A 26,621-nucleotide genomic window follows, 5' to 3' on the forward strand; every position below is an offset into this window, starting at 1 on the left:
GGGCGAGGATTTACAGTTGTTCCAGCGCGATCAGCTCGGCCACCGTCTGGCGGCGGCGGATCAGGCGCGACGGGTGTTGCTCATCGGCGCCATCGACCAGGTATTCGGCTGCATGCGGGCGGCTGTTATAGTTCGACGACATCGACGCGCCATACGCGCCCGCGCCTTCGAAGACCACATAGTCGCCCACCTGCGCTGCCGGCAGCTGCCGGGTTTCCACCACGCCGCCATCGCGCTGGGTGAAGACGTCGCCCGATTCGCACAGGGGGCCGCCGACGACGGTGGCGTGCTGCTCATCGAGAGCGCGGCCGTCGTGCGCGATCACCGACATTTCATGGTAGCTGCCGTACATGGCGGGGCGCATCAGTTCATTGAAACCCGTATCGAGCAAGGTGAAGTGCTTGCCGCCCATTTGCTTGGTGGCGCGCACTTCGGCCACCAGCAGGCCCGCATCGGCCACGAGGAAGCGGCCAGGTTCGATTTCCAGGTGCACGCGATGGCCCAGGTGCGCCTCGATCTGCTTGCGCGCCGCATCCCACAGCTGGAAGTAGTGGTCCGTGTCGACTGGTTGCTCGCCTTCGCGGTAGGGCACGGACAGGCCGCCGCCCGTGGAAATGGCTTCGATGTCGTGGCCCATGTTCTTGACCAGGTCGACCATGGTGCCGCAGACGGTTTCCAGGTGGCTGTAATCGACGCCCGAGCCGATGTGCATGTGCAGGCCCACCAGGTGCAGTCCGTGGGCGCGAATGACGGCCAGCGCCTCCGGCAGCTCTTCGTACCAGATGCCGTGCTTGCTGTTTTCGCCGCCCGTATTGGTCTTGTTGCTGTGGCCATGCCCATAGCCGGGATTGATGCGCAGCCAGACGCGGTGACCGGGCGACACGGGGCCCAGCTGGCGCAGCATGTCGACGGAGCCGCAATTGACTTCAATTTTTGCTGCTGCCACGCGCGCCAGGGTGGCGCGGTCGAACAGGTCGCAGGTGAACACCACGCCGGCCGCGCCATTCGTTTGCGCCGGCGTAAAGCCTGCCTGCAGCGCGCGCTCGATCTCGCCCAGCGAGACGGCGTCCACGTGCACGCCCGCTTCGCGCATCAGGGTGAGCAAATGGATGTTCGAGTTGGCCTTTTGCGCGAAGCGCACGGTGTCAAATTGCGCCAGCTGCGCGATGCGCGCGCGGATGGTGGCCGCGTCATACACCCACAGGGGCGTGCCGTGTTCCTGGGCGAGTTGGGCGAGGGTGGCGTCTGGCACTGGTTTCATGGCGGTGGTCTTTATTATGTGATGGGTGGCGTCGGAGGTGGTGTCGGATTACGCGGGCTTTGCCCGCTAATCCGACCTACGATGCTGTCCATGATGGGGGTTTTCTGTGTAAACATAAAATATCCATTTAAGGTGACCTTATTCATTTATGATATGGGTATGACTATCTCATTGCGCCACATCGAGGTTTTTCGCGCCATCATGACGACGGGCAGCGTGACGGCCGCCGCCGCCATGCTGCACACCTCGCAGCCCACCGTCAGCCGCGAGCTGGCGCGCCTCGAACATTTGACGGGATTGACCCTGTTCGAGCGCGAACGGGGGCGTCTGCGCCCCACGGCCCAGGCGCTGCAGCTGTTCGAGGAGGTGCAGCGCGCGTATTTCGGCCTGGAGCGCATCGTCAGCACGGCGGCGGCCCTGCGCCAGTTCGACCAGGGGCAGTTGTCGATCGCCTGCCTGCCCGTGTTTTCCCAATCCTTGCTGCCGCAGGCGTGCAAGCGCTTCGTCGCCGACTTTCCCAAGGTGAGCATCAGCATCACGCCGCAGGAGTCGCCGCTGCTGGAAGAATGGCTGTCGGCGCAGCGCCACGACATCGGCCTGACGGAAGTGGGCAATGCGCCGCCGGGCACCGCGCTCGATACCTTGATGTCCGTCGACGAAGTATGCGTGCTGCCCGACGGCCATGCGCTCGCTGGCAAGGCCGTGCTGCGGCCGGCGGATTTCGCGGGCCAGCCTTTCATCAGCCTGGCCGCCGTCGACCCCTACCGCCAGCAGATCGACGCCATCTTTGCGCAAGCAGGCGTGGAGCGGCGCATGGCGCTCGACACGCACAGCGCCGCTTCCGTGTGCGCCATGGTGCGCGAAGGCGTGGGGCTGGCCATCGTCAATCCGCTCACGGCGCTCGACTATGCGGGGCAGGGCTTGCAGATCCGGCGCTTTGCCGTATCCCTGCCGTTCACGGTGAATCTCGTGAAACCCTTGCACCGGCCCCTGTCGCAGCTGGTGGCGCTGTTCGAGCAGGCGCTGCATGCGCAGGCGGACGAGGTGAAAAGGCGCTTGCTGCAGCTGTGACGGCGCTTGTGGAGCGGCGGCGGTCAACAGAGTAAAATGGCGTTTTACTTATTCAAGCCTGATTACTTCGATGACCACAAACGCTACTCCCGTCCGTACCCGTTTCGCTCCCAGCCCGACCGGCTATCTGCACCTGGGCGGCGCCCGCACCGCTTTATACAGCTGGGCGTATGCCCGTCACTTCGGCGGCACTTTCGTGCTGCGCATCGAAGACACGGACGTGGAGCGTTCCACGCCGGAAGCCGTGCAAGCCATCATCGAAGGCATGAAGTGGCTGGGCCTGGACCACGACGAAGGCCCGTTCTACCAGATGCAGCGCATGGACCGCTACCGCGAGGTGGTGGCGCAGATGCTGGCAGAAGGCACGGCCTACCATTGCTACTCGTCGCCGGAAGAAGTCGAAGCGATGCGCGAGCGCATGCGCGCCGCCGGCGAAAAGCCGCGCTACGACGGCACCTGGCGTCCGGAACCGGGCAAGACCCTGCCTGCCGTGCCGGCGGACCGCAAGCCCGTCGTGCGCTTCAAGAATCCGCTCGATGGCGACGTGACGTGGGACGATGTGGTCAAGGGCACGATCACGATCTCGAACCGCGAACTGGACGACCTGGTGATCGCCCGCCCGGACGGCACGCCAACGTATAACTTCTGCGTGGCCGTCGATGACTGGGACATGCAGATCAGCCACGTGCTGCGCGGCGACGACCACGTCAACAACACCCCGCGCCAGATCAACATCCTGCGCGCCATCGGCGCGCCGCTGCCGCTGTACGGCCACCTGCCGATGATTTTGGGTTCGGACGGCCAGAAGATGTCGAAGCGCCGCGATGCCGTCAGCGTGATGGATTACCCGGCGCAGGGCTTCCTGCCTGAATCGATGCTGAATTACCTGGCGCGCCTGGGCTGGAGCCATGGCGACGATGAAGTCTTCTCGGTGGCGCAGTTCTGCGAGTGGTTCAACCTCGAGCACCTGACCAAGTCGGCCGCGCAGTTCGACCTGGAAAAGCTCAAGTGGCTCAATAACCAATACATCAAGCAGGCCGACAATACCCGCCTGGCCGACCTGGCGCGTCCGCACATGGTCGCCGCCGGCGCCGTCTTCGAAGGCGCGCCGGATCTGGCGCAAGTGCTGGGCATGATGAAAGAGCGCGCCAACACGGTCAATGAACTGGCTGACGCTTCGATGCTGTTCTTCCGCGAGCCGCAGCCGGAAGCGGAACTGGCAGCGCAGCACATCACGGATGCCATCAAGCCCGTGCTGGCGCAGTTTGCCGAGCGCATCGCCACGGTGGAGTGGAGCAAGGAAGCCGTGGCCGCCATGATCAAGGAAGTGCTGGCCGCCAACACCATCAAGATGCCGCTGCTGGCCATGCCTTTGCGCCTGATTCTGACCGGCCAGCTGCAGACGCCGGCCATCGATCAGGTGGTGGTCATGTTCGGCCGCGACACCGTGCTGGCGCGCCTGGCAAAGTGGCTGTAATCGCCGCGCTGAATTGACCGTGTAAACGCAGTGCGGAAACCGCCCCTATGAAAAGTTACTCATAGACGAAAAAGGGTATTTGCAGAGTGAAACTTCTTTGCTATACTCTTGTTTCTGCACCAACGGGGGTATAGCTCAGCTGGGAGAGCGCTTGCATGGCATGCAAGAGGTCAGCGGTTCGATCCCGCTTACCTCCACCATCAGCAATGATGTTGCTTGTTGAAGTGGTGCAGATGTTGTTTGGAAGTTCCGCGGTCCCCATCGTCTAGAGGCCTAGGACATCACCCTTTCACGGTGAGTACAGGGGTTCGAATCCCCTTGGGGACGCCAGGTAGTTGTGGTATAGTAGTGGCAGTTGTTTGTACTGATTGTTGTAAGTTCAGGCCCGTAAAAAACGGAATCTGGATGGAAAGCAAGTAGTGGAACAAAGTCGCCAAGTGCGGCTTTTATTATTTCTGCGCCCGGGGGTATAGCTCAGCTGGGAGAGCGCTTGCATGGCATGCAAGAGGTCAGCGGTTCGATCCCGCTTACCTCCACCAACAGCGCAGAAGTAAGGCTACAAATTGTAGAAGTAAAAGTGCAGTACCGAGGTCCCCATCGTCTAGAGGCCTAGGACATCACCCTTTCACGGTGAGTACAGGGGTTCGAATCCCCTTGGGGACGCCAGTTCAGTCTGGTGTTTGGTAGTAAAGAAGTAGCAGTGTTTCTGCGCCCGGGGGGTATAGCTCAGCTGGGAGAGCGCTTGCATGGCATGCAAGAGGTCAGCGGTTCGATCCCGCTTACCTCCACCAACAGCGCAGAAATCACGTGATAATCAAAGTCGCCTCGAGCGGCTTTTTTTATTTCCGCGACACTTCCCGCCATACCCCTCGGGGGAATATGGCTAAGCTGTTAGCGCGCTTGCATGGCATGCAAGAGGTCAGCGGTTAGCTCCCGCCAACCTCCACCAACAGCGCAGAAACAGGCAGTGAATAAATCAAAGTCGCCTTGGGCGGCTTTTTTTATTTCCGTGGCACTTATCGCCATACCCGACAGGGGAGTGTGGCGTAGGTCGGATTAGCGTAGCGTAATCCGACAGCACCATCTTCTGAAGCCAGCATCCGTATCCATGCCGCCTCCACCAACAGCGCATCAATCACATGATAATCAAAGTCGCCTCGAGCGGCCGAGGTGGCCAGCGGGCGGCGCATGGCCGGCCGTTATCAGCGTTCCCTTATGCTGCCCAGCGGTCGCGATAGATCGGCAGTGAAGTCGACATATTGGGTGGAAAGCCCGCGTAGCTGCTCGAGCAGTGGACGGTTGTCTCCGCGCCGCCACTGAAAAGAATAGATTACCGGCGCTGGCATTTCGGCGGCGGCGAGCGGGAGCAGCAGACCCTGGTCAACCAGCTTTTGACTCCAGCCAGTGGGTAGTATGCCGATCCCGACAGAGGCAATCAGCATGCCGGCAATGGCCCCCCAATTATTGCAACTTATACGCTCAACGGCAGCGATGCCGTGAGCCAGTAGCCAGTCATCAATCAGTCGCGTGGTGCCAGCTGATGGCGGTAACGCAACGATGGGCTGTCCAGCGCCAAGTAAATCGGCGGCACCACGTAAGCCAGGCGGGCTGTCAGATACAGCCAGGGTTGGCGCGGCAAGCCAGATGAATTGTGCTTGGCTGACTGGTTGCGACAGGATGCCGTGGTGCGATGAGCGTCCGGCAATGATCGCAAAATCGAGCTCGCCCTTGGTGACACGGCTTTCCAGAACTGAGCCCACGTCGACATAGGGTTCGAGCGTCAATTTGGGATGCAGTGCCCGGACTTGCGCAATGAACTGCGGTAGCCAGGTCAGCGCGCTGAGTTCGCCAACACCAAAGGTGCAACGGCCCACTAGCCCGGCAGAGGGTGTGAAGGCGGTACGTATTGCGGCGGCGTCATCGAGCAGCGCCAGCGCGCGTGGCAGCAATGCCTGGCCTGCATCGCTGAGTACGGCGCGGTGGCCACTCCGGTCGAACAGATTGATGCCAAGCGCTTCCTCCAGTTCTGAAATGCGCTTGGAGAGAGACGATACGGACAAATGCAGGCGTTCGGCGGCAATCGCAAAGTTGGCGCAGGTGGCGGCCCAGTAGAACGCTTCGAGTTGCTTTAAAGTCATGGACATCACTTGTTCTCTTTTTTCGAAATTAATTGTACATAATTTTTCGCTTTTATCTAAATTGTGCTTGATCAAAAATGCTTGACAGGGCAAATCGCGTCGTTGCCAGGCGTTGGGCGGGCGGCATATGCAGGCCTTCACCCTTCGCCAAAGTGATGCATGTAGCAGTGAAATGACGAGTTTGCCATTTTTTTGAGAGGCGCAATGAACAAGAAGCGTTATGCAGTTATCGGCGGGGGGATAAATGGCCTCGCAGTCGCACGTCAGTTATTGTTGGATTTTCCCGACGCCACGGTGGTGCTGTTCGAAAAGGAGGCGAGTGTCGCCAGTCATCAGTCCAGCCACAATTCGGGTGTGGTCCATGCCGGTCTGTACTATGAGCCGGGGGGACTCAAGGCACGACTTTGCACGCGCGGGGGCGAATTGATTGGCAACTATTGCCGCGACAATGCGATCCCCTACGACGAGTGCGGCAAAGTCGTCGTCGCGCTACAAGAGGAAGAGTTGCCTCGCCTGGAGGCGATTTATCGGAAAGCGCAGGCCAACGGTGTGCCTGGCGTGCGGCTGATCGGCTCAAATGAGCTGCGCGAAATCGAGCCCAACTGCATCGGTCTGGGCGCCTTGCATTCACCGAAAACGGCGATTGTCAGTTACGGTCAAATTGCGGCCCGAATCGCCGATGAAATCAGGGAACGTGGCGGGCGCATTTGTCTGAATTCGCCGGTTGAGCGCCTGCTTGAGCAAGGCGGCGAAGTACGGGTCGAACTTGCAGACGGAGAGGTCTTCGATACGGTATTCGATCAGGCAATTGCCTGCGCGGGTTTGCAGTCAGATCGCCTGGCAGAGCGTTCGGGCGATCAGGACACGCCACGCATCGTACCGTTCTTCGGCCAGTATTACGTGATCGACGAGGCTTTCAAGTCGCATGTCAAAGGCTTGATCTACCCGGTGCCGGACCCGCGCTTTCCTTTCCTCGGGGTGCATTTCACAAAGCGTATCGACGGACAGATGACGATCGGCCCGAATGCTTTCATATCCTTCGGTCGCGAGAACTATGACGGCCGCAGCATGAACCTGGCCGACATCTTCAATTTTGCCAGCTACCCCGGCTTTTGGAAGTTTGCTGCCCGTAACCTGCCGGCGACGCTTCGGGAATTGAAGACTGTGGTCAGCGAGGCGAGCTTTGTCCGCGAGGCGGCGCGCTATGTGCCGACGCTTGCCTCGGTCGGTATTGTTCCGGCGGTGCGTGGGATCCGTGCCCAGGCAATGGAGGCCAATGGTGCGCTGGTTGACGATTTCGTGATTCGCCAACACGGCAACATTACCCACATCCGCAATGCACCGTCACCAGGGGCGACATCGTCGCTAGCCATTGCTGAATACATTGTGCGTGAAGTGATGAGGCGCTGAGTTTGCGTAGCGGACAACGTACGGTTGTCTGTCGCTCCCCAGCCAGCCCCAACTCGAACGCTCTAGGCGAAAAATAAAAAAATTAATTCATGAAGGAGACATTTTGAACATTCAAAAAACGGAACAGGAAACCCCGGCACAGACAAAAAGTCGTTTGCGCAAAGTGGCGGCAGCGACCATCGTCGGCTCAATGCTGGAGTGGTATGACTTTTATCTTTACGCGACGATGGCGTCGATTGTCTTCAGCAAGGTCTTCTTCGATACCTCGGACCCGGCGAATGCATCGCTGCAAGCCTTTGCCACCTTCGCCATCGGCTTTGTGGCGCGACCGATCGGGGGGCTGTTCTTCGGCTACTTCGGCGACCGCTACGGGCGCAAGAAAATGTTGTTCGTTACTTTCTGTATGATGGGCTTGTGCACGACCGCCATTGGCCTGGTCCCTTCCTACGCCAGCATCGGCGTTTGGGCGCCCCTGTGCCTGGTGCTGATCCGCATTGTGCAGGGCCTGGGCGCCGGTGCTGAACTGGCGGGGGCGGCGGTAACTTCCTACGAACATGCGGCCGACAACAAGAAGGGGCGACAAGGTGCGTGGCCTGCATTGGGGCTGAACCTTGGCCTGTTGCTATCGTCGCTGACCGTTTATCTGCTGACCGTCAATGGCGACAAGTTTTTGCTTGCCGGCGGCTGGCGCATTCCCTTCATCCTCAGTTTCGTGCTGGTACTGGTTGGGCTCTGGGTGCGTGGGAGTCTGCCGGAAACGCCAGAGTATCACCACTTCGAGGAAAGCCATCGCCAGAAGAGGCCGTTCCGCGAATTGTGGAAAACCAATCTTAAGGGCCTGGGCGTCGTCTTCTTTGTCGCCATCGGTTACAACGCACTGAGCTATGTCTTCAAGACCTTCTCGCTGGCCTACCTGACCCAGTTCAAAGGCATTTCGGCCAGCGTGACATCGCTATCGGTGACACTGGCCAGTCTGGTCGCAATCTTTACCGTCCCGCTCTTCGGCTATCTGTGTGACAAGTTCAGCAGCAAGAAGCTGCTGATCGTCGGCGGCCTGCTGTCAGCATTGTTCGCGTACCCGTTCATGCAGTTGCTCGACAGCGGCGAGAACAGGCTGATTTACCTGGCGCTGATCGTCGGCACCGGGGTGCTGGCGCCGATGATGTTCGCCCCACAGGGCTCTTTCCTCAGTCGCCAGTTTGCCGTGCAAAACCGCTCGACGGGGGTCGGTTCGGGGCGTGAAATCGGCACTGCCATTGCCGGCGGTATTGCCCCGTTGTGGGCGTTATCAATGGTGGCCCAGTCTGCGACTCGTGACACGAGCGCCGTGGCCTTGATGCTCACGTGCTCCGGAGCGATCGTCGCATTGGCAGCATACTTCGACCAAGGTTATCGCTTCAGCCATTACAAGAACTGATGGTCAAGGCGGCGGGCCAGGCTTGCTCAGCTCCTCCCGCCGCCCACCCCTTGTATGACGCGGGTTTGGGTCAGTGCAAACGAAGGCGGGGGGGCAAGAGGCTTTCCTTTTGCTGGTCTGGCTGCTGTTGCGGAGGACCTGTACCTCGCCCGCACAGCCGATCGATTGCACATTGAGCAATCGCCGCCGGGAGCGGTTTCCTCCATGGAAAATAAGATGCGCCTGCGGTTGATTTTGTGAATCACCCCATGCTATACTTCGCGCACGCTTTTTTGAGGGGCTAAGCAAAGCCTTCAACGAAGAGTCCGCTGAGAGTAAAGCCAGCACAGGTCCCCATCGTCTAGAGGCCTAGGACATCACCCTTTCACGGTGAGTACAGGGGTTCGAATCCCCTTGGGGACGCCAGGATTTAGTTGTAAAGCAAGAGTGCAGTGCTGAACGGGCCTGACAAGTCAGGCTTTTTTTGTTTCTGCGATTGCTGCAGTACCGGGTCAGGATGCGAAGTAATGCATTCAGGACAGATTTCTGTCCCCATCGTCTAGAGGCCTAGGACATCACCCTTTCACGGTGAGTACAGGGGTTCGAATCCCCTTGGGGACGCCAGATTCGCATGCAGTCAGCAAGTAAAGTAACAGGTCGGGATGCAAAGCAGCGCATCCAGGACAGATTTTCTGTCCCCATCGTCTAGAGGCCTAGGACATCACCCTTTCACGGTGAGTACAGGGGTTCGAATCCCCTTGGGGACGCCAGACCGGCTGAATCAGCCAACAAAAAAGCCGCCTGGTAACAGCGCGGCTTTTTTGTTATTGGCTGCCATGCCCACGTTTTTCTCTTCCCCTTGACTATGCCACTACCTACCGATCGCGCACCATCTCTCGCCATCTTCTGCAAAGTCGTCGACAACTACGGCGATATCGGCATTTGCTGGCGCTTGGCGCGGCAGTTGAACGGCGAGCATGGCGTCGCCGTCACCCTGTGGGTCGATGATTTATCCAGTTTCCGGCGCATCTGCCCCGAAATCGACGTGGCGGCCGAAGCGCAGCACGTGTCCGGCGTCACGGTCCGCCACTGGCGCGGCCAGGATGGCGCGTTTGCACCCGCCGATATTGCCGACATCGTCATCGAGTTTTTTGCCTGCGACATTCCGCCCGGCTATATCGCCGCCATGGCCCAGTGTTCGCCGCAGCCCGTATGGCTGAATCTGGAAGGATTGACGGCGGAAGACTGGGTCGAGGGCTGCCATGCGCTGACGTCGCCGCGCCACGGCATGATCAAGCATTTCTTCTTTCCCGGTTTTACCGATAAGACGGGCGGCTTGCTGCGCGAAGCGGCGCTCGATGAGAAAAGGCTGGCGTTCCAGTCCGATGCGCCCGCCATGGCGGCATTTCTCGGGCAATTCGGCGTCACGGCGGCGCAAATGTGCGCCGTGAAAGTATCGCTGTTCTGCTATCCGTCCGCGCCCGTCGCCGAGCTGTTCGCGGCCTGGCAGGCGGGTGAGCAAGCTGTGGTATGCCTGGTGCCGGAAGGCGTCGCGTTCGACGCCGTTCAAGCGTTTATTGGCGACGATGCGGCGGTAGTCGGTGCGGCGCGCACGCGCGGCGCGCTCACCGTGCACGTGCTGCCTTTCGTGCCGCAGGACGATTACGACCGCCTGCTGTGGGCTTGCGACGTGAACCTGGTGCGTGGCGAGGATTCCTTCGTGCGCGCGCAATGGGCGGGCCAGCCGTTTCTCTGGCATATCTACTTGCAGGACGAAAACTTGCATCACGTGAAATTGCGCGCCTTCCTGCAGCGCTATGCGGTCGATGCGGACGGCGCCATCGACAGCCTGGTGCAGGCGGCGCTGGCCTGGAATGGCGCCAGCGCGGACGCCTTGCCGTGGGCGCAGCTGTGGCCCGCATTGCAGGCCGATCTGCCGCGCATCCGGGCGCGCGCGCAAGCCTGGCAGCGGCAGATGCAGGCGCATGGCGATCTGGCAAGTAACTTGCTGGCGTTCGCCGGCGCGACGAGATAGGCGCTTGCCCAAAATTAAGGTAAAATGCCCGGTTATTTCTAACGTATTTTTAACCGATCAAACGCAAGCTTGCGGCGCTGATGGCGCACAGGCGGCAGATGGTCTTCATGCAACCCACTTTTTACGTACATTCCTATGAAACCCGCAAAAGAAATTCGTGTTGGCAATATCATCATGGTCGACAGCAAGCCAATGATCGTGTTGCGTTCTGATGTCAACGGTTCGAGCCGCACGGGCTTCACCTACAAATGGAAGATGAAAAATCTTCTGACGAACACCCCGATGGAAAACGTGTTCCGCGGCGACGACAAGTTCGACGTGGTTGTTCTGGATAAAAAGCCAGTGACGTATTCGTACTTCGCCGACCCGCTGTTCGTTTTCATGGACACCGAGTACAACCAGTACGAAATCGAAGAAGAAAACCTGGGCGATGCACTGCATTACCTGAAAGATGGCATGGAATGCGAAGCCATTTTCTACGACGGCAAGGCTATCTCCGTTGAACTGCCGACGACCATCGCCCGTCAAGTGGTGTACTCGGAGCCTGCGGTCAAGGGCAACACGTCGGGCAACGTCCTGAAAGAAGCCAAGATCGAAAACGCCATCGACGCGCACCGCCACACTGTGCAAGTGCCGCTGTTCGTGGCACAGGACGACGTCATCGAAATCGATACCCGTACCAACGAATACAAGCGTGTCGTGCGCAACTGATACGCGCCAGTGCTTGACCATCAAGAAACGCTGCCTTCGGGCGGCGTTTTTTTTTGCTTGAAAAATAATTCCTTTCAACAACAATTGAGTTGCAAGGACTGCTATGCTATGGCTAGCACATTATTGCGTTAGAAACACTGAGGTTTCCTGGAGATACGATGCAGCGCAGTCAGATGTTACGCAGTGGCGCGTCCCGGGGCGTGTCGCGCCCCGTATTGGCCCGTGCCACGGCGCCCGCCAGTCCCATGGCCCATTTGCTCGACGCAGGGGTCTTGCCGCAACAGCAGATGATGCAGGCAGGCAAACTCAGTTCCCATGCGCTGACGTCGCAGTACCTGGCGCGCATCCGCTCCCTGTGCAGCATCGGCGCGCGCGCCTATCCCGGCATTGAAATCAATCCCGACGCGCTGAAAATTGCCCTGGAAATGGACCGCGAGCGGCAGGTGCACAAGGTGCGTGGCCCCTTGCATGGCATCCCCGTCGTCTTGCGCGACAATATCGCCACGGGCGACCGCATGAAGACGCGCACGCAGGCCCCCCTGGCCACGCATGCCAGCTGCGATTCCTTTGTGGCGGCGCGCTTGCGCGCGGCCGGCGCCGTCATCATCGGCAAAAGCAATTTGCGCCAGTGGGCCGCCGTCAGCGTGCCGCATGCCAGTGCCAGCTGGGCCTGCCTGACTATCCTGGCCGTCGACAGCGCAGCGGACGGCTCCATCGTCGCGCCTGCTTCAAACTGCGGCCTGGTCGCCATCAAGCCCACGGGCAGGACCGCTGGCGGGCAGGGCGGTGAGCCAGCCACGGCAGGACCGATGGCGCCCAGCGTGCGCGAGGCTGCCTGGCTGCTCGCCGCCCTGACGGGCGAGCGCCTGGCCGATGGCTTGACGCTCGACCTTGCCGGCTTGCAAGGGCGCCGCATCGGCGTGGCGCGCAGCCTGTTCGGCCTGTGCGCCGGGACCGATGCCGTGATCGAGCAGGCGCTGCTGGTGTTGCGCGAACAGGGCGCCGAACTGATCGAGCCGCCGCCCGCGTCCGGGTCTGGCGGCATTGAAGCGCTGCTGCGTTCGCATGCGCTCGATGCGCTGGTGGGGCCGACCTGCCATGGCGTATCGCCGCAGTCCGATTTGCCGCATATTACGGTGCCTGCCGGCATGGTCGGGGGCTTGCCGGTTGGCTTGTCCTTCATCGGCCCTGCCCACGGCGACATGCCGCTCATTGCAATGGCGTATGCCTACGAGCAGGCGACTTTGCATCGGCGCACGCCCGCACTGCCATCGAGCATCACCCTGGCGCTGCGTTGACCATGAGATTCCTTTCGTTTTCTTTCGATAAACTATGCTTGCAAGCTTGCTGCTGAGTGCGGCCGTGGCCGCCACCCCGACTCCTTTTGATGCCGAACAACTGTCCGGCAGCTGGTCCGACAGCGTGAATACGAATAGTGTGTGCGAAGAAGCGCGGCACTTTACGCGCATGCAGTTGTCTGACGATCATCAGCGGCTGGCGATCTTCAACGACCGCACGTGGAAAAGCAAGCTGGGCGAAACCAACCGCTTTGCCGCGACGGTGGTGGCGGAAACGGAGCGCAGCCTGACGTTGCGCTATGACAATGAGACCCGCCTCAATGCCGCTGGCAAGCTGGTGGAATGGCAGTTGATCATCGTCGCGCCCGGCGTGTACCGCTGGCGCGAGACGGGCTGGCCGGAAGGCAAAGTCAACGGCGTGGTCGGCATCCGCTGTTCTCCCTGAGGCGCGCGCACAAGCATGCCATTCTGCTATGCTTCCGGCATTACACTATGCTTTTAGGAGATTGCATGTCTGTACGTTTGCTTTTACCCGTATTCCTGGGCGCCACCGTGGCGCTGGCCGCCGTGCCGGCACAAGCGCGTACGCCCAGACTGTCGCTGATCGAGCAGGCGCAGAGCTGCGACGGCGGCCATACCTGTCCGTATTTCCCCGATGTCTACAAGGCGGACTACGCCTTTCGCAAGGCCTTCAATGAGGGCTTGAAAAAGGCGGGTCTGAAGCGGCAGCGCTGGGTGCCCGATGGCGTGGCCAGCCCGCTCAAGCCCGTCGAGATCGACGGCAAGGCACGCCTGCTGAGCAGCGTCTGCGAACCGCACAATTGCGGCCACCGCTACTCCATCCTGTACGACCCCGTCGCACGCAGCATGACGGGCGTGTACATGGGCAGCGATGCCAAGGGCGGCTTGCGCACCGTGTATTTCGGCGAGCCCAGCATCGCCGAAGCCGACTTGCTGTACAAGAACTGATGCACGCGCCGCTACGCATTTCCAGCGAGCGTGGCGAGCTGGACGTGCCCATGATCCACCGCTACCTGAGCGAGCAGTCGTACTGGAAGCGCGGCGTGGCGATCGAAACGGTGCGCAAGGGCATCGACAATGCGCTGTGTTTCGGCGGCTATGTGGACGCCCAGCAAGTGGCGTTCGCCAGGGTCATCACCGACTACACGGATTTTGCCTACCTGCGCGACGTGTTCGTGCTGCCGTCCTACCAGGGGCGCGGCTACGGCAGGCAGATGGTGGCCGCCGTACTTGGTGATGCGCGCTTGCGCGATGTTGCCTGGATGCTGGGCACCGATGACGCGCATGGCCTGTATGCGGGCTTTGGCTTTGCGCCGCTGGAGGCGCCGGAAAAGTACATGCGCCGCCCCGCGCCATGAGAATTATCAAAACAACCTTTAGGTGTCAAGAGAACTATTGGCATTATTGTACGCAATAATGTTGCATTGATAATGACGTCGTGTCATTATGCGCGCTCTGCAGCGTGCGTTGCTGGTGCTGTGCTTTGCCGTCGCCCATGGGCGGGGCAAAGGTGGTGAGCGGTCCGATTGGTCGTCCCTGGCACGTTTTCTCGTCACTTTAAAGGAATACATCATGAAACAATATGGCGCCGAATTTCTCGGCACGTTCTGGCTGGTACTGGGCGGTTGCGGCAGCGCCGTGCTGGCCGCCGCCTTTCCCGGCCTTGGCATCGGCTTTGCCGGCGTAGCGCTGGCGTTTGGCCTGACGGTGCTGACCATGGCTTACGCCATCGGCCACATCTCGGGCTGCCACCTGAATCCTGCCGTCTCGATCGGCCTGTGGGCCGGCGGCCGCTTTCCCGCCAGCCAGTTACTGCCTTACATCATCGCGCAAGTGCTGGGCGCCATCGTGGCTGGCGGCGTACTGTACGTGATCGCCAGCGGCCAGGCCGGTTTCGACGTCAGCAAGGGCTTTGCCTCGAACGGCTTTGGCGCCCATTCGCCGGGCGGTTATTCGATGCTGTCGGCGCTGGTCATTGAAATCGTGCTGACGATGTTCTTCCTGATCGTCATCCTGGGCGCCACCGACAAGCGCGCGCCGGCCGGCTTCGCCCCGCTGCCGATCGGCCTCGCGCTGACCCTGATCCACCTGATCAGCATCCCCGTCACCAATACTTCCGTCAACCCGGCCCGCAGCACGGGCGTGGCCCTGTACGTAGGCGATTGGGCCACCAGCCAGCTGTGGCTGTTCTGGCTGGCACCGATCATCGGCGCCTTGCTGGGCGCGCTGGCCTACCGCTTGATTGCTGGCGAAAAAGAGTAGGTCGGCTTAGCCCGCAGGGCGTAAGCCGACAATGCCGACAGCTTAGCTTGTCGGCTTACGCGCGGCTGCGCCGCGCTAAGCCGACCTACGACGCTGGTTTGGCGGCTGCCGGTGAACAATCAAGTTGTAGGTCGGCTTAGCCCGCAGGGCGTAAGCCGACAATGCCAACAGTGCAGCTTGTCGGCTTACGCGCGGCTGCGCCACGCTAAGCCGACCTACGCGGCGCGCCACTCGCTCAGGTAGTGCTGCGGCGTGCGGCCCAGGATGCGGCGGAACATGGCGCTGAAGGCGCTGGGGCTGGCGTAGCCCAGCGCATAGGCGATGGCGGCCACGCCTTCGCCCCGGTCCAGGCGGCAGAATGCCTCGGCCAGGTGGACTTGCTGCAGCCATTGGCGGTAGTGCAAGCCCGTTTCCTTCGGGAATAAGCGGATCAGGGTGCGCGCGCTGGCGCCCGCATCCTGGGCCCAGTCCTCGATGCTGCGCCGGCTGCCGGGCGCGTCCATGATGGCCGAGCAGACGGCCACCAGGCGCCGGTCGCGGGGCCAGGGGATGGCGAGGGGCACGGTGTCGGCCGCCGCCAGTTCCGACAGGATCAAATGCGCCAGCCAGTCGCCGCGCCCCGCCAGCGCATATTCGATCGGTTCGGCCAGCAAGGCCAGGATCAGCTCGCGCAGCAGCCGGCTCACTTCCAGCACCTTGCAATCGGCGCCATACGGGGCCGCCACCTGCGCATCGATGTACACGGTGCGCATGCTCAGTTCGCTCAAGATATGGACTTCATGCACGACGCCCACGGGGATCAGCAGGGCGCGCCGGGGCGGCAATATCCACACGCCATGTTCGGTGGAAACGCGCATCACGCCTTCCGTCGCATACAGCAGTTGCGCCCGCACGTGGCTGTGCGGCGCCGTGTAGTCGCCGGCCGCATATTGCCTGGACATGGCCGTCACGGGGCGCGGTACATGCTGGTAATCGTGCGAGCTGGTGCTGCGGCTGAAGGGCACGCCATCGGGGTGGGTCTGGGCGGGTGGGTGGGTGTACATGTCGGTCGTTGGCTTGTCGCCTGATTGTCACTCAGTTGTCACTTGGGCGACGATTATTGGAAGTTATCAGTTCAGTGACCATACTATACTGGCTTCTTTGCCGGGCCGCCCGCCGTGCCCGATTATTGCGGAAGACACATGCATACAACCACAACTGCCCCGCCATTGGCCAAGTCCGTGCCGGCGGCTCCCTCGCTTCATAGTTCCCAACAACAATCCGGTCTGGCCATGCACATCCTGGGCGCCGTCGCCTTCGTGCATTTGCTCAATGACTTGATCCAGGCATTATTGCCGTCGATTTATCCGATGCTGAAAGCCGAGTTTTCACTCAGTTTTACCCAGGTCGGCCTTATAACCCTGACGTTCCAGTGCACGGCATCGTTGCTGCAGCCCTGGATCGGCTTGTATACGGACCGCCGTCCGCTGCCATTCCTGCTGCCGGTCGGCATGTGCTTTACCCTTGCCGGCGTGCTGATGCTGTCCGTCGTCTCGACCTTTCCGACCCTGCTGCTCGCCGCCGGCCTGATCGGCGTCGGTTCCTCGACTTTCCACCCGGAAGCGTCGCGCGTGGCGCGCATGGCCTCGGGCGGGCGCTACGGCTTTGCCCAGTCCCTGTTCCAGGTGGGCGGCAATGTCGGTTCCGCCCTGGGACCGCTGCTGGCGGCCGCCGTCATCGTGAACCGTGGCCACGGCAATGTCGCCTGGTTCAGCTTGCTGGCCGTGCTGGCCATCGGCGTGCTGTACAAGGTCAGCCACTGGTATAGCGGCCACCTGGCCAGCTTCAAGCCGAAGGCGGGCGGCCATGGTCCGAACTTGTCGCGCAACAAGGTGATTGGCGCGCTGGGCGTGCTGGCGCTGCTGGTGTTCTCGAAGTACATCTACATGGCCAGCCTGTCGAGCTATTACACGTTTTACCTGATCGACAAATTCCACCTGTCGCTCGGCGATGCCCAGCTCTACCTGTTCCTCTTCCTCGCCGCCGTGGCGGCCGGCACCTTCATGGGCGGCCCCATCGGCGACCGCATCGGCCGTAAGCGCGTGATCTGGATTTCCATCCTGGGCGCCGCGCCGTTCACCCTGCTGTTGCCGTATGTCGACCTGTTCTGGACGGCCGTCCTGACGGTGATCATCGGCTTCGTGATTTCGTCCGCGTTTTCCGCCATCGTCGTTTTCGCGCAGGAACTGGTGCCGGGCAAGGTAGGCATGATCGCAGGCATCTTCTTTGGCCTGATGTTCGGCGTGTCCGGCATCGCGGCCGCCGCCATGGGCCACCTGGCTGATATCTCCGGCATCGCCTATGTGTATAAAATCTGCTCCTATCTGCCGCTGCTGGGCATCCTGACGGTGCTGCTGCCACAGATCGAGCAGGCGAAAAAATAAGCGGGTGACGCGGGAGGGCTTGACGGCCCGCCCGCGTACATGCGATATTCGTCCCATGATCACTTTCATCCTCACTCCAGTTTCTGTATCCGGCGCCGCTGCTGCGCTGTGTCCGTGCGCCTGGCCCCGTGAGGATGCGGCTGCGCGCCGCTGACGTTTTACTCCTCATTCGATGGCCACAGTGTTGAAAAACCTGTGGCCATTTTCTTTTTCCGCAGCGTTAATGAAAGCCCCGCATGACACTTCATCTGTACGATACCTATGCGCGCAGCCTGCGCCCGTTTGAACCCATCGCCCCGGGCCAGGCGGGCCTGTACGCCTGCGGCCCCACCGTCTACGATTACGCGCACATCGGCAACCTGCGCACCTACCTGTTCGTCGACGGCTTGCGCCGCGCGCTCGCGTTCAACGGCTTGCAGGTGCGCCACGTGATGAACATCACGGACGTGGGCCATTTGACGTCGGACGCGGACAGCGGCGACGACAAGATCGAAGCGCGCAGCGCCCGCAGCGGCAAGTCGGCCTGGGACATCGCCCTTGAATTTACCCGCGCGTTCGAGGACGATCTGCGCCAGCTCAATATCCTGCCGCCCACCGTCTGGTGCCGCGCCACCGACCACATCGCGGAGCAGGTCGCTTTCATCCTCGACCTGGAAGCGAAGGGCTATACCTACCGCACGGACGACGGCATCTATTTCGATACGACGCGCCAGGACAGTTACGGCAAGCTGGCGCGCCTGAAGCGCGACGGCCTGCAGGCGGGGAAGCGGGTGGACTTGGGACAGAAGCGCGACATCTGCGACTTCGCGCTGTGGAAGTTCAGCGGTGTGCCGGGACAGCGGCAGATGGAGTGGGACAGTCCCTGGGGCCTGGGTTTCCCCGGCTGGCACATCGAATGCTCGGCCATGGCGGAAAAGCACCTGGGCGCGTATTTCGACATCCATTGCGGCGGCGAAGACCACGTGGCCGTCCACCACAGCAACGAGATCGCGCAAACGGAAGCGCGCCACGGCACGCGCCTGGCCAACTTCTGGCTGCACGGCGCCTTCCTCAAGACGCAGGATGCGAAGATGTCGAAATCCTCGGGCGACTTCCTGCGCCTGCAAAGCCTGGCGGAGCAGGGCATCGATCCGCTGGCCTACCGCTACCTGTGCCTGGGCGCCCACTACCGCAGCAGCCTCAATTTTACGGATGAAGCCTTGCGCGCCGCCAGCAGCGGCCTGGCGCGCCTGCGCGTGGCCGTGCATGGCCTGGGGGATGCGGACGGCGAGGCCGATGCGACATGGTTGGCGCGTTTTAGGGCCTGCATCAACGATGACCTGAATTATCCGCGCGCGCTGGCCGTGACCTGGGAGCTGCTGAAAAGCGCGCTGCCAGATGGCGTGAAAAAGGCCACCATGGCCAGCTTCGACGCGGCGCTGGGGCTCGATCTGCTGGCCTGGCAGCCGGCGCAGGTGGAAGTGCCGCAGCCGGTGCTGGCGTGGCTGGCGGAACGGGCCCACGCCCGCGCGCAGCGCCAGTGGGCCGAGGCGGACCGCTTGCGCGAACTGGCGCGCGCGGCCGGCTACGACATCGACGATACGCCGCAGGGGCAACAGGCGCGGCCTTTGTGAAGATGTCCTGCATAATGGCCGCCTGATGAAACTGGAGATGCCGTGAAGCGTCGTTTGCTGTTACTGAGTTGTTGCCTGGCCTTTTCTGCCGCCCGCGCGGCCAGCGAGTGTCCGGGCTTTCCCGTGCTGGCCACGTCAAGCGAAGCGCTGCTGGCGCAAGTGCGCGCGCTGCCGCCCGTCGGCATCGACCGCGAACGGCAGGCGTGCGCGCCGGCGACCGTCATCGACTTCGCCTACAGCGGTGGCATCTTGTGCCGCTTTGGCGACGACGGGGGGGCGGCCGATGCCGCGACCGCCGCCGTCACGCGCCTGGCCGATGGCGGTGAACTGGTCGAATACCTGTATCTGTTCCCGTATGCGCCGGCTACGCATGCGCGTTTGCTGGCGCTGCTGGCCGCGCGTTTTGTGCCAGTCGACAAGGCGGCCTGGCCGGCCTTCCTGCAGCGCGCCACGCCAGGCAAGGAAACCACGGCCCTGTTCACCCACGGCGGCTACTATATTTCGCTGGGCAAGCCCACGGACGGCGACCCGGCCGACTGGTATTCGAACGTGATCTTTGAAAAGATGGATAAACTCGCACTGGGCGTGCGCAAGGTGTGCCGGGAGGGGCGCGATGGCTGAAGCGGATGCCTTTCCCGCGGCCTTGGCCGGCACCGTGGCGCAGCTGCTGCCCGCGCTGGGGAGCGGCCGGACACACCCGCCATTTGCCGTGCGCCAGGATGGCGAGGCCTTGCTGATCCCGGCGCGCACCTATTATGACCGCGAGCCGCTGCTGGCCTGTACGCGGCTGCCCGGCGACGCGGGCGTGCTCGCCCTGTGCCTGGGCACGCGCCACCATGACGGCCATCTGCGCGAAGCGTGTGCAAGGCAGCTGCTGCTGCAGGAACGGGCGTGGACGGTGCCCTTCGTCGTGCACCTGTGCGGCGAATATGTGCTGGAGATTATCGAGGCAATTGGCGCGGCGCTGCCGGCCTGGAATGCCGATGCGCTGGCGCGCTACCTGCGGGAGAACCCCGCGTATCTCGATACGCTGGAGCGGCGCACCGTCAGTTACTGGAATTGCTATTACCGCGGGCAGTATCCCGTGTGGGACAGCTACCCGGGACGCAGGACCATGGCGGCCCTGCGTACCTTGCAAGGCCTTACGCCTCGATAAAGCGCATCTTGAAGCTGCGGCCCTTGATGTTGCCGAAGTCGCGGCCCAAGGTATTGCCCGCGTTCAGGCGCTTGAAGGCCGCTTCGGCCACCTTGCGGTCGAGCGCCACGTAGGTCATGAACTCGAACACGTTGATCTTGCCCACCTGTTCTTTCGTCAGGCCCGCATCGCCCGTCAATGCGCCCAGCAAGTCGCCCGGGCGCAGCTTGTCCTTCTTGCCGCCCATGATGCACAGGGTGACCATCGGCGCCGGCAGCGCCTCCATCCCGTCATCTTCCGCCAGTTCCTTCAGGTCGTGCCATTCGGCGGCGCTGTTCTGGTATTGCTCGATCAGCTTGACCCATTTTTTCTCGTTCGGCGCGCACAGCGACAGGGCCAGGCCCTTCTTGCTGCCGCGGCCCGTGCGGCCGATGCGGTGGATATGCACTTCCGTGTCTTTCGAGACGTCGACGTTGATCACGGCGCCCAGGTCGGAAATATCGAGGCCGCGCGCGGCGACGTCGGTGGCCACCAGCACGGAGCAGCTGCGGTTGGCGAACAGCACGAGGATTTCATCGCGCTCGCGCTGTTCCAGCTCGCCGTACAGGGCCAGCGCGGAAAAGCCTTGCTGGCGCAATTCTTCGGCCAGTTCGCGGCAATGCACCTTGGTGTTGCAGAAGGCCAGGGTCGATTCCGGCTTGAAGTGTTTTAACAGCTTGCCGACTGCGCTGTTGCGCTCGTCGAAGCCGATTTCATAGAAACGCTGCTCGATCTTGTCGTTGTCGTGCTGCGCCTCGACCGTCACTTCCAGCGGATTGACGAGGAACGATGCTGTGGCGCGGCGGATGTCTTCCGGGTACGTGGCCGAGAACAGCAGGGTCTGGCGGCGCGCCGGGCAGGCGCTGACGATGCCGGCGATTTCCTCATAAAAGCCCATGTCCGTCATGCGGTCCGCTTCATCGAGCACCAGGGTTTGCACGTGATTCAGGTTGATGGTGCCGCGGCCCAGATGGTCGCGCAGACGGCCCGGCGTGCCGACGACGATGTGAGCGCCGTGTTCCAGCGAGGCGATTTGCGGGCGCATCGGCGCGCCGCCCGTCAGAGTCAGGATCTTGATGTTGCCGGCCGCGCGGGCCAGGCGGCGCAGCTCATTGGCCACCTGGTCGGCCAGTTCGCGCGTGGGGCACAGCACCAGGCCTTGCACGGCAAACCAGGCCGGATTGAGCTTGTGCAGGATGCCGATGCCGAAGGCGGCCGTCTTGCCGCTGCCCGTTTTCGCTTGCGCGATCAGGTCGCGGCCATCGAGCACCGCCGGCAGGCTTTGCGCCTGGATGGTGGTCATCTCGTGGTAGCCGAGCGAATCGAGGTTGGCCAAAAAGGCGGGCGTCAGCGGCAGGCTGGAAAAAGAAGTGGTGGCGGATGTGGTGTTCATAAAGGGCGGAGCCGGTAAAAAGCGGGTGAATGGGCACAGTCTACAGGCGTTCTACGCCCTTGTGCGGATGGTGGTGTGGAAGCCGGCGGCGAACGGCCGCCGGCGTGGGGTACTAATTATCTGGCGCCCAGATGGGCAAACCGGTCAGATCGAGGCCGGCGTCGCGCGTCCATACGGGCAGGCCCGTGGCGTCGGTCGGCTCCAGCAATTCGAGCTGCACCTGCTTCAAAGCCACCTTGCGCGCACGCGCGCGGCGCTGCGGCTCCGGCGCCGGCTCTGGCGCCTCGAGCGCTGGCGGCGGGCCGAAACCGGGCAAGTCGATGGTGGCGTTGTCTTTTTTATCTCTCATTTGCTAACCTCTATCCCTGGCCTGCGAAGGCCAAGGGGCGGGCAAGGTGCTGCCCGCCTATGTCAATACGCTTTCACTTCATCCACAAAACAAAAGCCCGGCTACTGGAGTCGGGCTCATTGTGAATATCATCGGCAGGAAAAGCAGACCTGCGGATTTAAGTGCGGCACGCAGTGTATCACAGGCGTGCCGCACCGTGTGGGGCTTAACGGAAGCTGAGGGCGCCCGTCAGGTCACCCGGCGGCAACGCGCCCCGTGCCGCGAAGGCATCGTTGCGCACTTTCAGGCCTTCGAGCAGCGGCAGGTCGTGCAGGCGCGTGATCAAACGCAGGATCGACGTCGTGTCGTAGAAACTGTGGTCGACGGCGCCTTTTTTCGCGTACGGCGAGACGACGATGGCGGGAATGCGCGTGCCCGGGCCCCAGCGGTCGCCCTTTGGCGGCGCCACGTGATCCCACCAGCCGCCGTTCTCATCGAACGTGATCACCACGATCATGTCCTTCCACTGCGGCGATTCCTTCAGATGCTGGATGACGTTGGCCACGTGCTGGTCGCCCGACTCGATGTCCGAATAACCCGCGTGCAGGTTCAGATTGCCCTGCGGCTTGTAGAAGGTCACGGCCGGCAGCTTGCCTGCCACGGCGGCGGCGAGGAATTTGTTCGAGATCGGGCTGTCGCCCGTGCCGCCGTCGCGCAAGTGCTCGGCGCGCGCGGCCGTGCCGGGGGCGAACTGCTTGAAGTAGTTCAGCGGCTGGTGGTGGAACTGGAAGTTCGGCTTGCTGCCGCCGCCCTTGTGGTCGAGCGCCGCTTGCCAGCCGCCGCCATACCACGCCCAGCTGACGCCCTTGCGCGACAGCAGGTCGCCGATGGTGTCATAGGTTTGCGGCGGCAGGGTATTCGCGTCGGCCGGGTCGGCGTGCAGCGGGTCGCCGTCGAAGGCAGGGCGAATGTAGCTGGGCTGGTAGGGCGGCGCCATGGTGTTGACGGCATAGCCGTCCGGCGTGATGGCGCCGTCGTTCACGTATTTCGGCTTGCCGTCCAGCGCCGAGGCGGGGCACTCGGGAGACAGGGCCAGGCGCACGCCTTGCGGGCCGTCGGCCAGCACGGCGATCTTTTTCTTCGCTGCCGTCTCGGCAGCATTGAAGTATTCGTTGGCGCGGCCCGTGACGAGGAACTGGTGGTTCATGTAGGAGCCGCCGAAGGCCGCCATGAAGAAGTTGTCGCACAGCGTGTATTGCTCGGCGATCTGCCACAGGTTCAGGTTTTTCGACGTTTCGCCGTAGTGGCCCATCACCAGGCCGCCGCTGTCGGCCCACGCGGCAAAGCCGTCGTTCTTGCCGCCATTGATCTGCATCTGGTTGTTATAGAAGCGGTGCACGAGGTCGCGCGTGATGATGCTCTCGGGCAGGGGCTTGCCGGACGCGTCGCTCAGTTTGTAGGGAGCGTTGGGTAGGCCGGAAATCTGCTCTTCCTTGATCAGGTAATCGATGCCGCCGATATTTTGCTGATTCGGCACCAGGCCGCCCCAGATCTTCGGCAGGGTTGCCAGCGGCTTGCCGTCGCGGTCCAGCTGCTGCGCCTGTTCCGCGGTGACGGCGGACAGGGGCGCGCTGGTACCGGGGAAGTTGGCGAACAGGTTGTTGAAGCTGCGGTTTTCCAGGTAGATCACGACCACGTTCTTGACGTGCGCCTTGAGTTTCGCGTCGAGCGAACCCTTGGCGATGGTCTTCCTGGCTGGCGCGGCGTCGGCCAGCGCCGGCAGGCTGGCGGCCAGGCCGACTGCGGAAGCAGCCTGGAAAATGCGCCGGCGCGAGGGATTGGCGGGTTGGTCGGCCGGATCGGCTGGCAGGGCGGGGGCGAGGTCCTTCACACATTCTCCTTGGGTGTCTCTATGGGCACGGGCGTTGGCGGCAATGACCGGCAACGCCCGTGAAGCGGGAAAATTGTATCACCGGCCCTGCGCCAGTGCGAAATATTCGGCCTGCCCTAGAACTGGTAACGGACCTTCAGTGCCACCTTGCGCGCCGGGCCATGCATGCCCGAGTACCACCAGTCCGACACGGAAGCCGTGTACTGCTTGTCGAACAGGTTGGCCACGTTCACGGTGGCCGACAGCTTGTCGTTGACGTCATAGCGCGCCATCAGGCTGGCCACCGAGTACGCCTTCTGTTCCCAGTGCAGGGTACTGTTGATCTGCCACGCGTCGATGTCGGAATACACGCGGCTTTGCCAGTTCACGCCGCCGCCCACCGTCAGGCGATTGAGCTCGCCGGGCAGCCGGTAAGTGGTCCACAGTTTCACCAGGTGGCGCGGGAAGGTGGTCAGGATCGCCTTGCCGGTATTGTTTTCCGTTTGGCTGTAGGACCACGAAGCCGAGATGTTCCAGTCCGGCGTCAGCGCGCCCGTCGCTTCCAGGTCCACGCCCTGGGTCTTGGCGCCCTTGATGGTGCGGTTGGCGGGATTGTTCGTGCCCGGGACGGTGTAGCCGGGGTCCGATTCGGCCAGGTTGCTCTGGCGGATCTGGTACAGCGCGGCGGCCGTGTTCAGGCGGCCATCGAGCCAGCCGCTCTTGATGCCCGCTTCGAAGGTCTTGCCCTCGCGCGGCGCCAGCAGCTTGCCGTAGCGGTCTTGCTGGGCTTGCGGCTGGTAGATGGTGGAATAGCTGGCGTAGGCGCTGTGCGTGCCGTCGATGTCAAACACCAGGCCGCCATACGGCGTGAAGACGCGGCTTTTCGAGGCTGGCGACGCGCTGTAAAACGGCACGGAAGGCGCGTCCGAGATGTAGTTCTCGCTGTAGCGCAGCACCTTGGCGCCGGCGATCAGTTTCAGGCGCTCGGACAGGTTGAGGCGCGTGGCTGCATACGCGCTGGCCTGGCGGCGCGTGCTGTCGTAGGTGACGTAGGTATCGCCAAACACGGGCGTTGCCAGGCGATTCCAGCGGTACAGGTTGACGCCGCTGCCCTGGATGCTCCAGTCGAAGCGGCCATCCGTCTTGCTCTGGAATTGGTTGTAGTCCATGCCCAGCACCAGCTCGTGCTGGCGGCCGAAGGCGCTGAACGGCCCGCGCACGTTGACGTCCACGCTGTTGACCTTCAGCTGGTAATCGCGGTAGTCGGCGCTCAGGCCCAGGCCATCGCCTGTGGCCTGGTCGGGGAAGCCGGCGCTCACGTTCATGTAGACGGCGCGCTCCTCCTGCGACGACTGCACGCGGTTGGCCGAGATTTTCAGCTTCCAGTCGTTCGCCAGCGCGTGTTCCAAGGTGGCGAAGATGTCGGTTGAATTGGTGTTGAAGCGATTCGACCTGGCCGCCGGGCTGAAGGAGCGGGGCAGGTCCGTCATGACGCCATTGCTGTAGAACAGGGGGAAGCCCAGGTAGGAGAGGGAACCGTCCGAGCGCTTGCGCTGGTGCGTCACGCCGGCCGTCAGCTTCGTGTCGCTGGACAGGTCCGCCTCGACCACGCCGTAGACCACTTTCTTGTCGCGGCTGTAGCCGTCGATGATGCTGTCGCCTTCCTCGTACACGGTCACCAGGCGGCCGCGCACCGTGCGCGCCTCGTTCAGCGGACCCGAGATGTCGGCCATGGCGCGCCGTTCATCGTAGGAGCCCAGCTCGCCCTCGACGGCGGCCTGGAACTGCGCCGTCGGTTTCTTGCGCACCATGTTGATGGCGCCCGACGCGTCGCCCGCGCCCGTCATCAGGCCCGAGGCGCCGCGCAGCACTTCGATGCGGTCGTACAGCGCCATGTCGGCCAGGCTTTGCGACGGTATCGCGTCGAGGCCCAGGTTTTCCGAATGCGTGCTGATGCCGTCGAGCTGGTAATTGGTGATCGAATAGCCGCGCGAGGTAAAGCCCGTGCGCTCGCTGCCCAGCGAGAACAGGGTGATACCCGGCGTTTGCGCCATCACTTGCGCGATCGTGCTCAAGCCCTGGTCCTGCATGCGCTGCTGCGTGATGATGCTGACCGACTGCGGCGTTTCCCTGATCGACAGGCCCAGCGGCGTGGCTGTGGCGATCGGCAGGGTGGAGACATACGCGCCCGAGCCTTCGGTGGCGTCCTGCTGCGCCTTGACCGATACTTCCGGCATCATGGCGATGGCCTCCGCGCCGGAATCCGCCTGGGCCTGGGCCGGGCGCAGCACGTAGCTGCCATTGGCGCTGCGCTCGGCCTTCAGGCCCGTGCCGCGCAGCACGCCGTTCAGGGCGGCCAGCACGTCGTGGCGGCCGCTCAAGCCGGCCGACGTCTTGCCGCGCGTCTGCTCCGGCGTGAAACTGAGGATGACCCTGGACTGGCTGGCGACCTGGCGCAGCGCCGCCACCAGGTCGCCGGCCGGCACCTGGAAGTCGAGACTGGCCGCAGCGGCGGCCGCGCTTTCCTGCGCCAGGGCTGGCGCGGGAATATTCAGCAGCAGGGCCGAACCGATGAAGACGAGCTGGATGGCATACGCCATGGGTTTGATACGCGGCTTGGAATGAATGGCAGGAGACATGGTTACCTTGTGGTGTAGTCGTCAAAAAGAACGTTGCCTACACAGGTCACGCGAGAATCGAAAACGGGTACCTTTTTTTTGCGCTGGCGTCAAAATACATG

At 62.4% G+C, this 26,621-nt stretch carries 22 protein-coding genes and 8 tRNA genes; 23 read left to right on the plus strand and 7 right to left on the minus strand.

The window, feature by feature from the left end; genetic code table 11:
- Nucleotides 1-10: 10 nt before the first annotated feature.
- Complete coding sequence (lysA, locus tag JAB4_RS11375; RefSeq protein WP_070219738.1) at nt 11-1,261, minus strand: diaminopimelate decarboxylase; 1,251 nt, start codon at nt 1,259-1,261, stop codon at nt 11-13.
- A 159-nt stretch (nt 1,262-1,420) separates the two neighbouring features.
- On the opposite strand from lysA, the gene JAB4_RS11380 reads away from it, so the two are divergent.
- The 7 genes from JAB4_RS11380 (at nt 1,421) to JAB4_RS11410 (ending at nt 4,600) form a co-directional block, all read left to right on the plus strand.
- Nucleotides 1,421-2,332 (plus strand): LysR family transcriptional regulator, encoded by a 912-nt coding sequence (locus JAB4_RS11380; RefSeq protein ID WP_070219740.1) that lies wholly within the window; start codon nt 1,421-1,423, stop codon nt 2,330-2,332.
- A 70-nt stretch (nt 2,333-2,402) separates the two neighbouring features.
- The gene (gene gltX, locus JAB4_RS11385; RefSeq protein ID WP_070219742.1) at nt 2,403-3,809 is read left to right on the plus strand and encodes a glutamate--tRNA ligase; all 1,407 of its coding nucleotides are present in this window, start codon (nt 2,403-2,405) and stop codon (nt 3,807-3,809) included.
- A 124-nt stretch (nt 3,810-3,933) separates the two neighbouring features.
- Nucleotides 3,934-4,009: transfer RNA gene (locus tag JAB4_RS11390), tRNA-Ala, on the plus strand.
- Between the two features lie 54 nt (nt 4,010-4,063).
- A tRNA-Glu gene (locus tag JAB4_RS11395) sits at nt 4,064-4,139 on the plus strand.
- A gap of 133 nt (nt 4,140-4,272) precedes the next feature.
- Nucleotides 4,273-4,348, plus strand: a tRNA-Ala gene (locus tag JAB4_RS11400).
- Between the two features lie 51 nt (nt 4,349-4,399).
- Nucleotides 4,400-4,475: transfer RNA gene (locus JAB4_RS11405), tRNA-Glu, on the plus strand.
- A 49-nt stretch (nt 4,476-4,524) separates the two neighbouring features.
- Nucleotides 4,525-4,600: transfer RNA gene (locus tag JAB4_RS11410), tRNA-Ala, on the plus strand.
- 411 nt (nt 4,601-5,011) lie between these two features.
- Here the strand turns inward: JAB4_RS11410 and JAB4_RS11415 are convergent.
- On the minus strand, nt 5,012-5,947 hold the full coding sequence (locus JAB4_RS11415) for a LysR family transcriptional regulator (protein ID WP_070223552.1): 936 nt from the start codon (nt 5,945-5,947) through the stop codon (nt 5,012-5,014).
- A gap of 204 nt (nt 5,948-6,151) precedes the next feature.
- On the opposite strand from JAB4_RS11415, the gene lhgO reads away from it, so the two are divergent.
- The 12 genes from lhgO to aqpZ all read left to right on the plus strand — a co-directional run bounded on the left by lhgO (nt 6,152) and on the right by aqpZ (nt 15,080).
- Nucleotides 6,152-7,357 (plus strand): L-2-hydroxyglutarate oxidase, encoded by a 1,206-nt coding sequence (gene lhgO, locus JAB4_RS11420; RefSeq protein ID WP_070223548.1) that lies wholly within the window; start codon nt 6,152-6,154, stop codon nt 7,355-7,357.
- Nucleotides 7,358-7,460: 103 nt separating this feature from the next.
- A complete protein-coding gene (locus JAB4_RS11425; protein ID WP_227742140.1) occupies nt 7,461-8,774 on the plus strand; it encodes an MFS transporter in 1,314 nt (437 codons plus the stop codon).
- A gap of 329 nt (nt 8,775-9,103) precedes the next feature.
- Nucleotides 9,104-9,179: transfer RNA gene (locus JAB4_RS11430), tRNA-Glu, on the plus strand.
- 122 nt (nt 9,180-9,301) lie between these two features.
- Nucleotides 9,302-9,377: transfer RNA gene (locus tag JAB4_RS11435), tRNA-Glu, on the plus strand.
- Between the two features lie 70 nt (nt 9,378-9,447).
- Nucleotides 9,448-9,523: transfer RNA gene (locus JAB4_RS11440), tRNA-Glu, on the plus strand.
- A gap of 95 nt (nt 9,524-9,618) precedes the next feature.
- The gene (gene earP, locus JAB4_RS11445) at nt 9,619-10,788 is read left to right on the plus strand and encodes an elongation factor P maturation arginine rhamnosyltransferase EarP (RefSeq protein ID WP_070223694.1); all 1,170 of its coding nucleotides are present in this window, start codon (nt 9,619-9,621) and stop codon (nt 10,786-10,788) included.
- A gap of 135 nt (nt 10,789-10,923) precedes the next feature.
- Nucleotides 10,924-11,499 (plus strand): elongation factor P, encoded by a 576-nt coding sequence (locus JAB4_RS11450; protein ID WP_070223695.1) that lies wholly within the window; start codon nt 10,924-10,926, stop codon nt 11,497-11,499.
- 158 nt (nt 11,500-11,657) lie between these two features.
- Complete coding sequence (locus JAB4_RS11455; RefSeq protein WP_070223696.1) at nt 11,658-12,797, plus strand: amidase family protein; 1,140 nt, start codon at nt 11,658-11,660, stop codon at nt 12,795-12,797.
- Between the two features lie 34 nt (nt 12,798-12,831).
- Complete coding sequence (locus JAB4_RS11460) at nt 12,832-13,242, plus strand: hypothetical protein (protein ID WP_070223698.1); 411 nt, start codon at nt 12,832-12,834, stop codon at nt 13,240-13,242.
- Between the two features lie 65 nt (nt 13,243-13,307).
- Nucleotides 13,308-13,766 (plus strand): Ivy family c-type lysozyme inhibitor, encoded by a 459-nt coding sequence (locus JAB4_RS11465; RefSeq protein ID WP_162995609.1) that lies wholly within the window; start codon nt 13,308-13,310, stop codon nt 13,764-13,766.
- Nucleotides 13,766-14,176, plus strand: coding sequence for a GNAT family N-acetyltransferase (locus tag JAB4_RS11470; protein ID WP_070223701.1), 411 nt, complete (start codon nt 13,766-13,768; stop codon nt 14,174-14,176). The genes JAB4_RS11465 and JAB4_RS11470 overlap by 1 nt, the downstream gene beginning before the upstream one ends.
- A 214-nt stretch (nt 14,177-14,390) precedes the next feature.
- A complete protein-coding gene (aqpZ, locus tag JAB4_RS11475; RefSeq protein WP_070223703.1) occupies nt 14,391-15,080 on the plus strand; it encodes an aquaporin Z in 690 nt (229 codons plus the stop codon).
- 215 nt (nt 15,081-15,295) lie between these two features.
- On the opposite strand, the gene JAB4_RS11480 is transcribed toward aqpZ, so the two are convergent.
- Nucleotides 15,296-16,123 carry a helix-turn-helix transcriptional regulator gene (locus JAB4_RS11480; protein ID WP_193725212.1) on the minus strand — a complete coding sequence of 276 codons (828 nt, stop codon included), beginning with the start codon at nt 16,121-16,123 and terminating at the stop codon, nt 15,296-15,298.
- Nucleotides 16,124-16,351: 228 nt separating this feature from the next.
- Between JAB4_RS11480 and JAB4_RS11485 the strand changes: the two genes are divergently transcribed.
- The 4 genes from JAB4_RS11485 to JAB4_RS11500 all read left to right on the plus strand — a co-directional run bounded on the left by JAB4_RS11485 (nt 16,352) and on the right by JAB4_RS11500 (nt 20,272).
- Complete coding sequence (locus JAB4_RS11485) at nt 16,352-17,503, plus strand: MFS transporter (RefSeq protein ID WP_070223830.1); 1,152 nt, start codon at nt 16,352-16,354, stop codon at nt 17,501-17,503.
- A gap of 236 nt (nt 17,504-17,739) precedes the next feature.
- Nucleotides 17,740-19,116 (plus strand): cysteine--tRNA ligase, encoded by a 1,377-nt coding sequence (cysS, locus tag JAB4_RS11490; RefSeq protein WP_070223828.1) that lies wholly within the window; start codon nt 17,740-17,742, stop codon nt 19,114-19,116.
- 42 nt (nt 19,117-19,158) lie between these two features.
- Nucleotides 19,159-19,737, plus strand: coding sequence for a hypothetical protein (locus JAB4_RS11495; RefSeq protein ID WP_139143853.1), 579 nt, complete (start codon nt 19,159-19,161; stop codon nt 19,735-19,737).
- Complete coding sequence (locus JAB4_RS11500; protein WP_070223825.1) at nt 19,730-20,272, plus strand: hypothetical protein; 543 nt, start codon at nt 19,730-19,732, stop codon at nt 20,270-20,272. The genes JAB4_RS11495 and JAB4_RS11500 overlap by 8 nt, the downstream gene beginning before the upstream one ends.
- Here the strand turns inward: JAB4_RS11500 and dbpA are convergent.
- From dbpA to JAB4_RS11520, 4 genes are all read right to left on the minus strand, one after another.
- Nucleotides 20,259-21,683, minus strand: coding sequence for an ATP-dependent RNA helicase DbpA (dbpA, locus tag JAB4_RS11505; RefSeq protein WP_070223823.1), 1,425 nt, complete (start codon nt 21,681-21,683; stop codon nt 20,259-20,261). The two genes, JAB4_RS11500 and dbpA, sit on opposite strands and share 14 nt — an antisense overlap.
- Before the next feature lie 112 nt (nt 21,684-21,795).
- A complete protein-coding gene (locus tag JAB4_RS11510; protein WP_070223821.1) occupies nt 21,796-22,032 on the minus strand; it encodes a hypothetical protein in 237 nt (78 codons plus the stop codon).
- A 205-nt stretch (nt 22,033-22,237) separates the two neighbouring features.
- Nucleotides 22,238-23,902: an acid phosphatase gene (locus tag JAB4_RS11515; protein WP_070223819.1), complete on the minus strand. Its 1,665-nt coding sequence runs from the start codon at nt 23,900-23,902 to the stop codon at nt 22,238-22,240.
- Between the two features lie 116 nt (nt 23,903-24,018).
- Nucleotides 24,019-26,520, minus strand: coding sequence for a TonB-dependent receptor (locus JAB4_RS11520; protein ID WP_070223817.1), 2,502 nt, complete (start codon nt 26,518-26,520; stop codon nt 24,019-24,021).
- Between the last annotated feature and the right edge of the window lie 101 nt (nt 26,521-26,621).

Source organism: Janthinobacterium sp. HH102 (assembly GCF_001758625.2).
Lineage (GTDB): Bacteria > Pseudomonadota > Gammaproteobacteria > Burkholderiales > Burkholderiaceae_D > Janthinobacterium.

Coding starts and splice junctions, on each gene's coding strand:
- lysA (WP_070219738.1), bottom strand. CDS start 1,261: ATGAAACCAGTGCCAGACGCCACCCTCGCCCAACTCGCCCAGGAACAC.
- JAB4_RS11380 (WP_070219740.1), top strand. CDS start 1,421: ATGACTATCTCATTGCGCCACATCGAGGTTTTTCGCGCCATCATGACG.
- gltX (WP_070219742.1), top strand. CDS start 2,403: ATGACCACAAACGCTACTCCCGTCCGTACCCGTTTCGCTCCCAGCCCG.
- JAB4_RS11415 (WP_070223552.1), bottom strand. CDS start 5,947: ATGACTTTAAAGCAACTCGAAGCGTTCTACTGGGCCGCCACCTGCGCC.
- lhgO (WP_070223548.1), top strand. CDS start 6,152: ATGAACAAGAAGCGTTATGCAGTTATCGGCGGGGGGATAAATGGCCTC.
- earP (WP_070223694.1), top strand. CDS start 9,619: ATGCCACTACCTACCGATCGCGCACCATCTCTCGCCATCTTCTGCAAA.
- JAB4_RS11450 (WP_070223695.1), top strand. CDS start 10,924: ATGAAACCCGCAAAAGAAATTCGTGTTGGCAATATCATCATGGTCGAC.
- JAB4_RS11455 (WP_070223696.1), top strand. CDS start 11,658: ATGCAGCGCAGTCAGATGTTACGCAGTGGCGCGTCCCGGGGCGTGTCG.
- JAB4_RS11460 (WP_070223698.1), top strand. CDS start 12,832: ATGCTTGCAAGCTTGCTGCTGAGTGCGGCCGTGGCCGCCACCCCGACT.
- JAB4_RS11465 (WP_162995609.1), top strand. CDS start 13,308: ATGTCTGTACGTTTGCTTTTACCCGTATTCCTGGGCGCCACCGTGGCG.
- JAB4_RS11470 (WP_070223701.1), top strand. CDS start 13,766: ATGCACGCGCCGCTACGCATTTCCAGCGAGCGTGGCGAGCTGGACGTG.
- aqpZ (WP_070223703.1), top strand. CDS start 14,391: ATGAAACAATATGGCGCCGAATTTCTCGGCACGTTCTGGCTGGTACTG.
- JAB4_RS11480 (WP_193725212.1), bottom strand. CDS start 16,123: ATGTACACCCACCCACCCGCCCAGACCCACCCCGATGGCGTGCCCTTC.
- JAB4_RS11485 (WP_070223830.1), top strand. CDS start 16,352: ATGCACATCCTGGGCGCCGTCGCCTTCGTGCATTTGCTCAATGACTTG.
- cysS (WP_070223828.1), top strand. CDS start 17,740: ATGACACTTCATCTGTACGATACCTATGCGCGCAGCCTGCGCCCGTTT.
- JAB4_RS11500 (WP_070223825.1), top strand. CDS start 19,730: ATGGCTGAAGCGGATGCCTTTCCCGCGGCCTTGGCCGGCACCGTGGCG.
- dbpA (WP_070223823.1), bottom strand. CDS start 21,683: ATGAACACCACATCCGCCACCACTTCTTTTTCCAGCCTGCCGCTGACG.
- JAB4_RS11510 (WP_070223821.1), bottom strand. CDS start 22,032: ATGAGAGATAAAAAAGACAACGCCACCATCGACTTGCCCGGTTTCGGC.
- JAB4_RS11520 (WP_070223817.1), bottom strand. CDS start 26,520: ATGTCTCCTGCCATTCATTCCAAGCCGCGTATCAAACCCATGGCGTAT.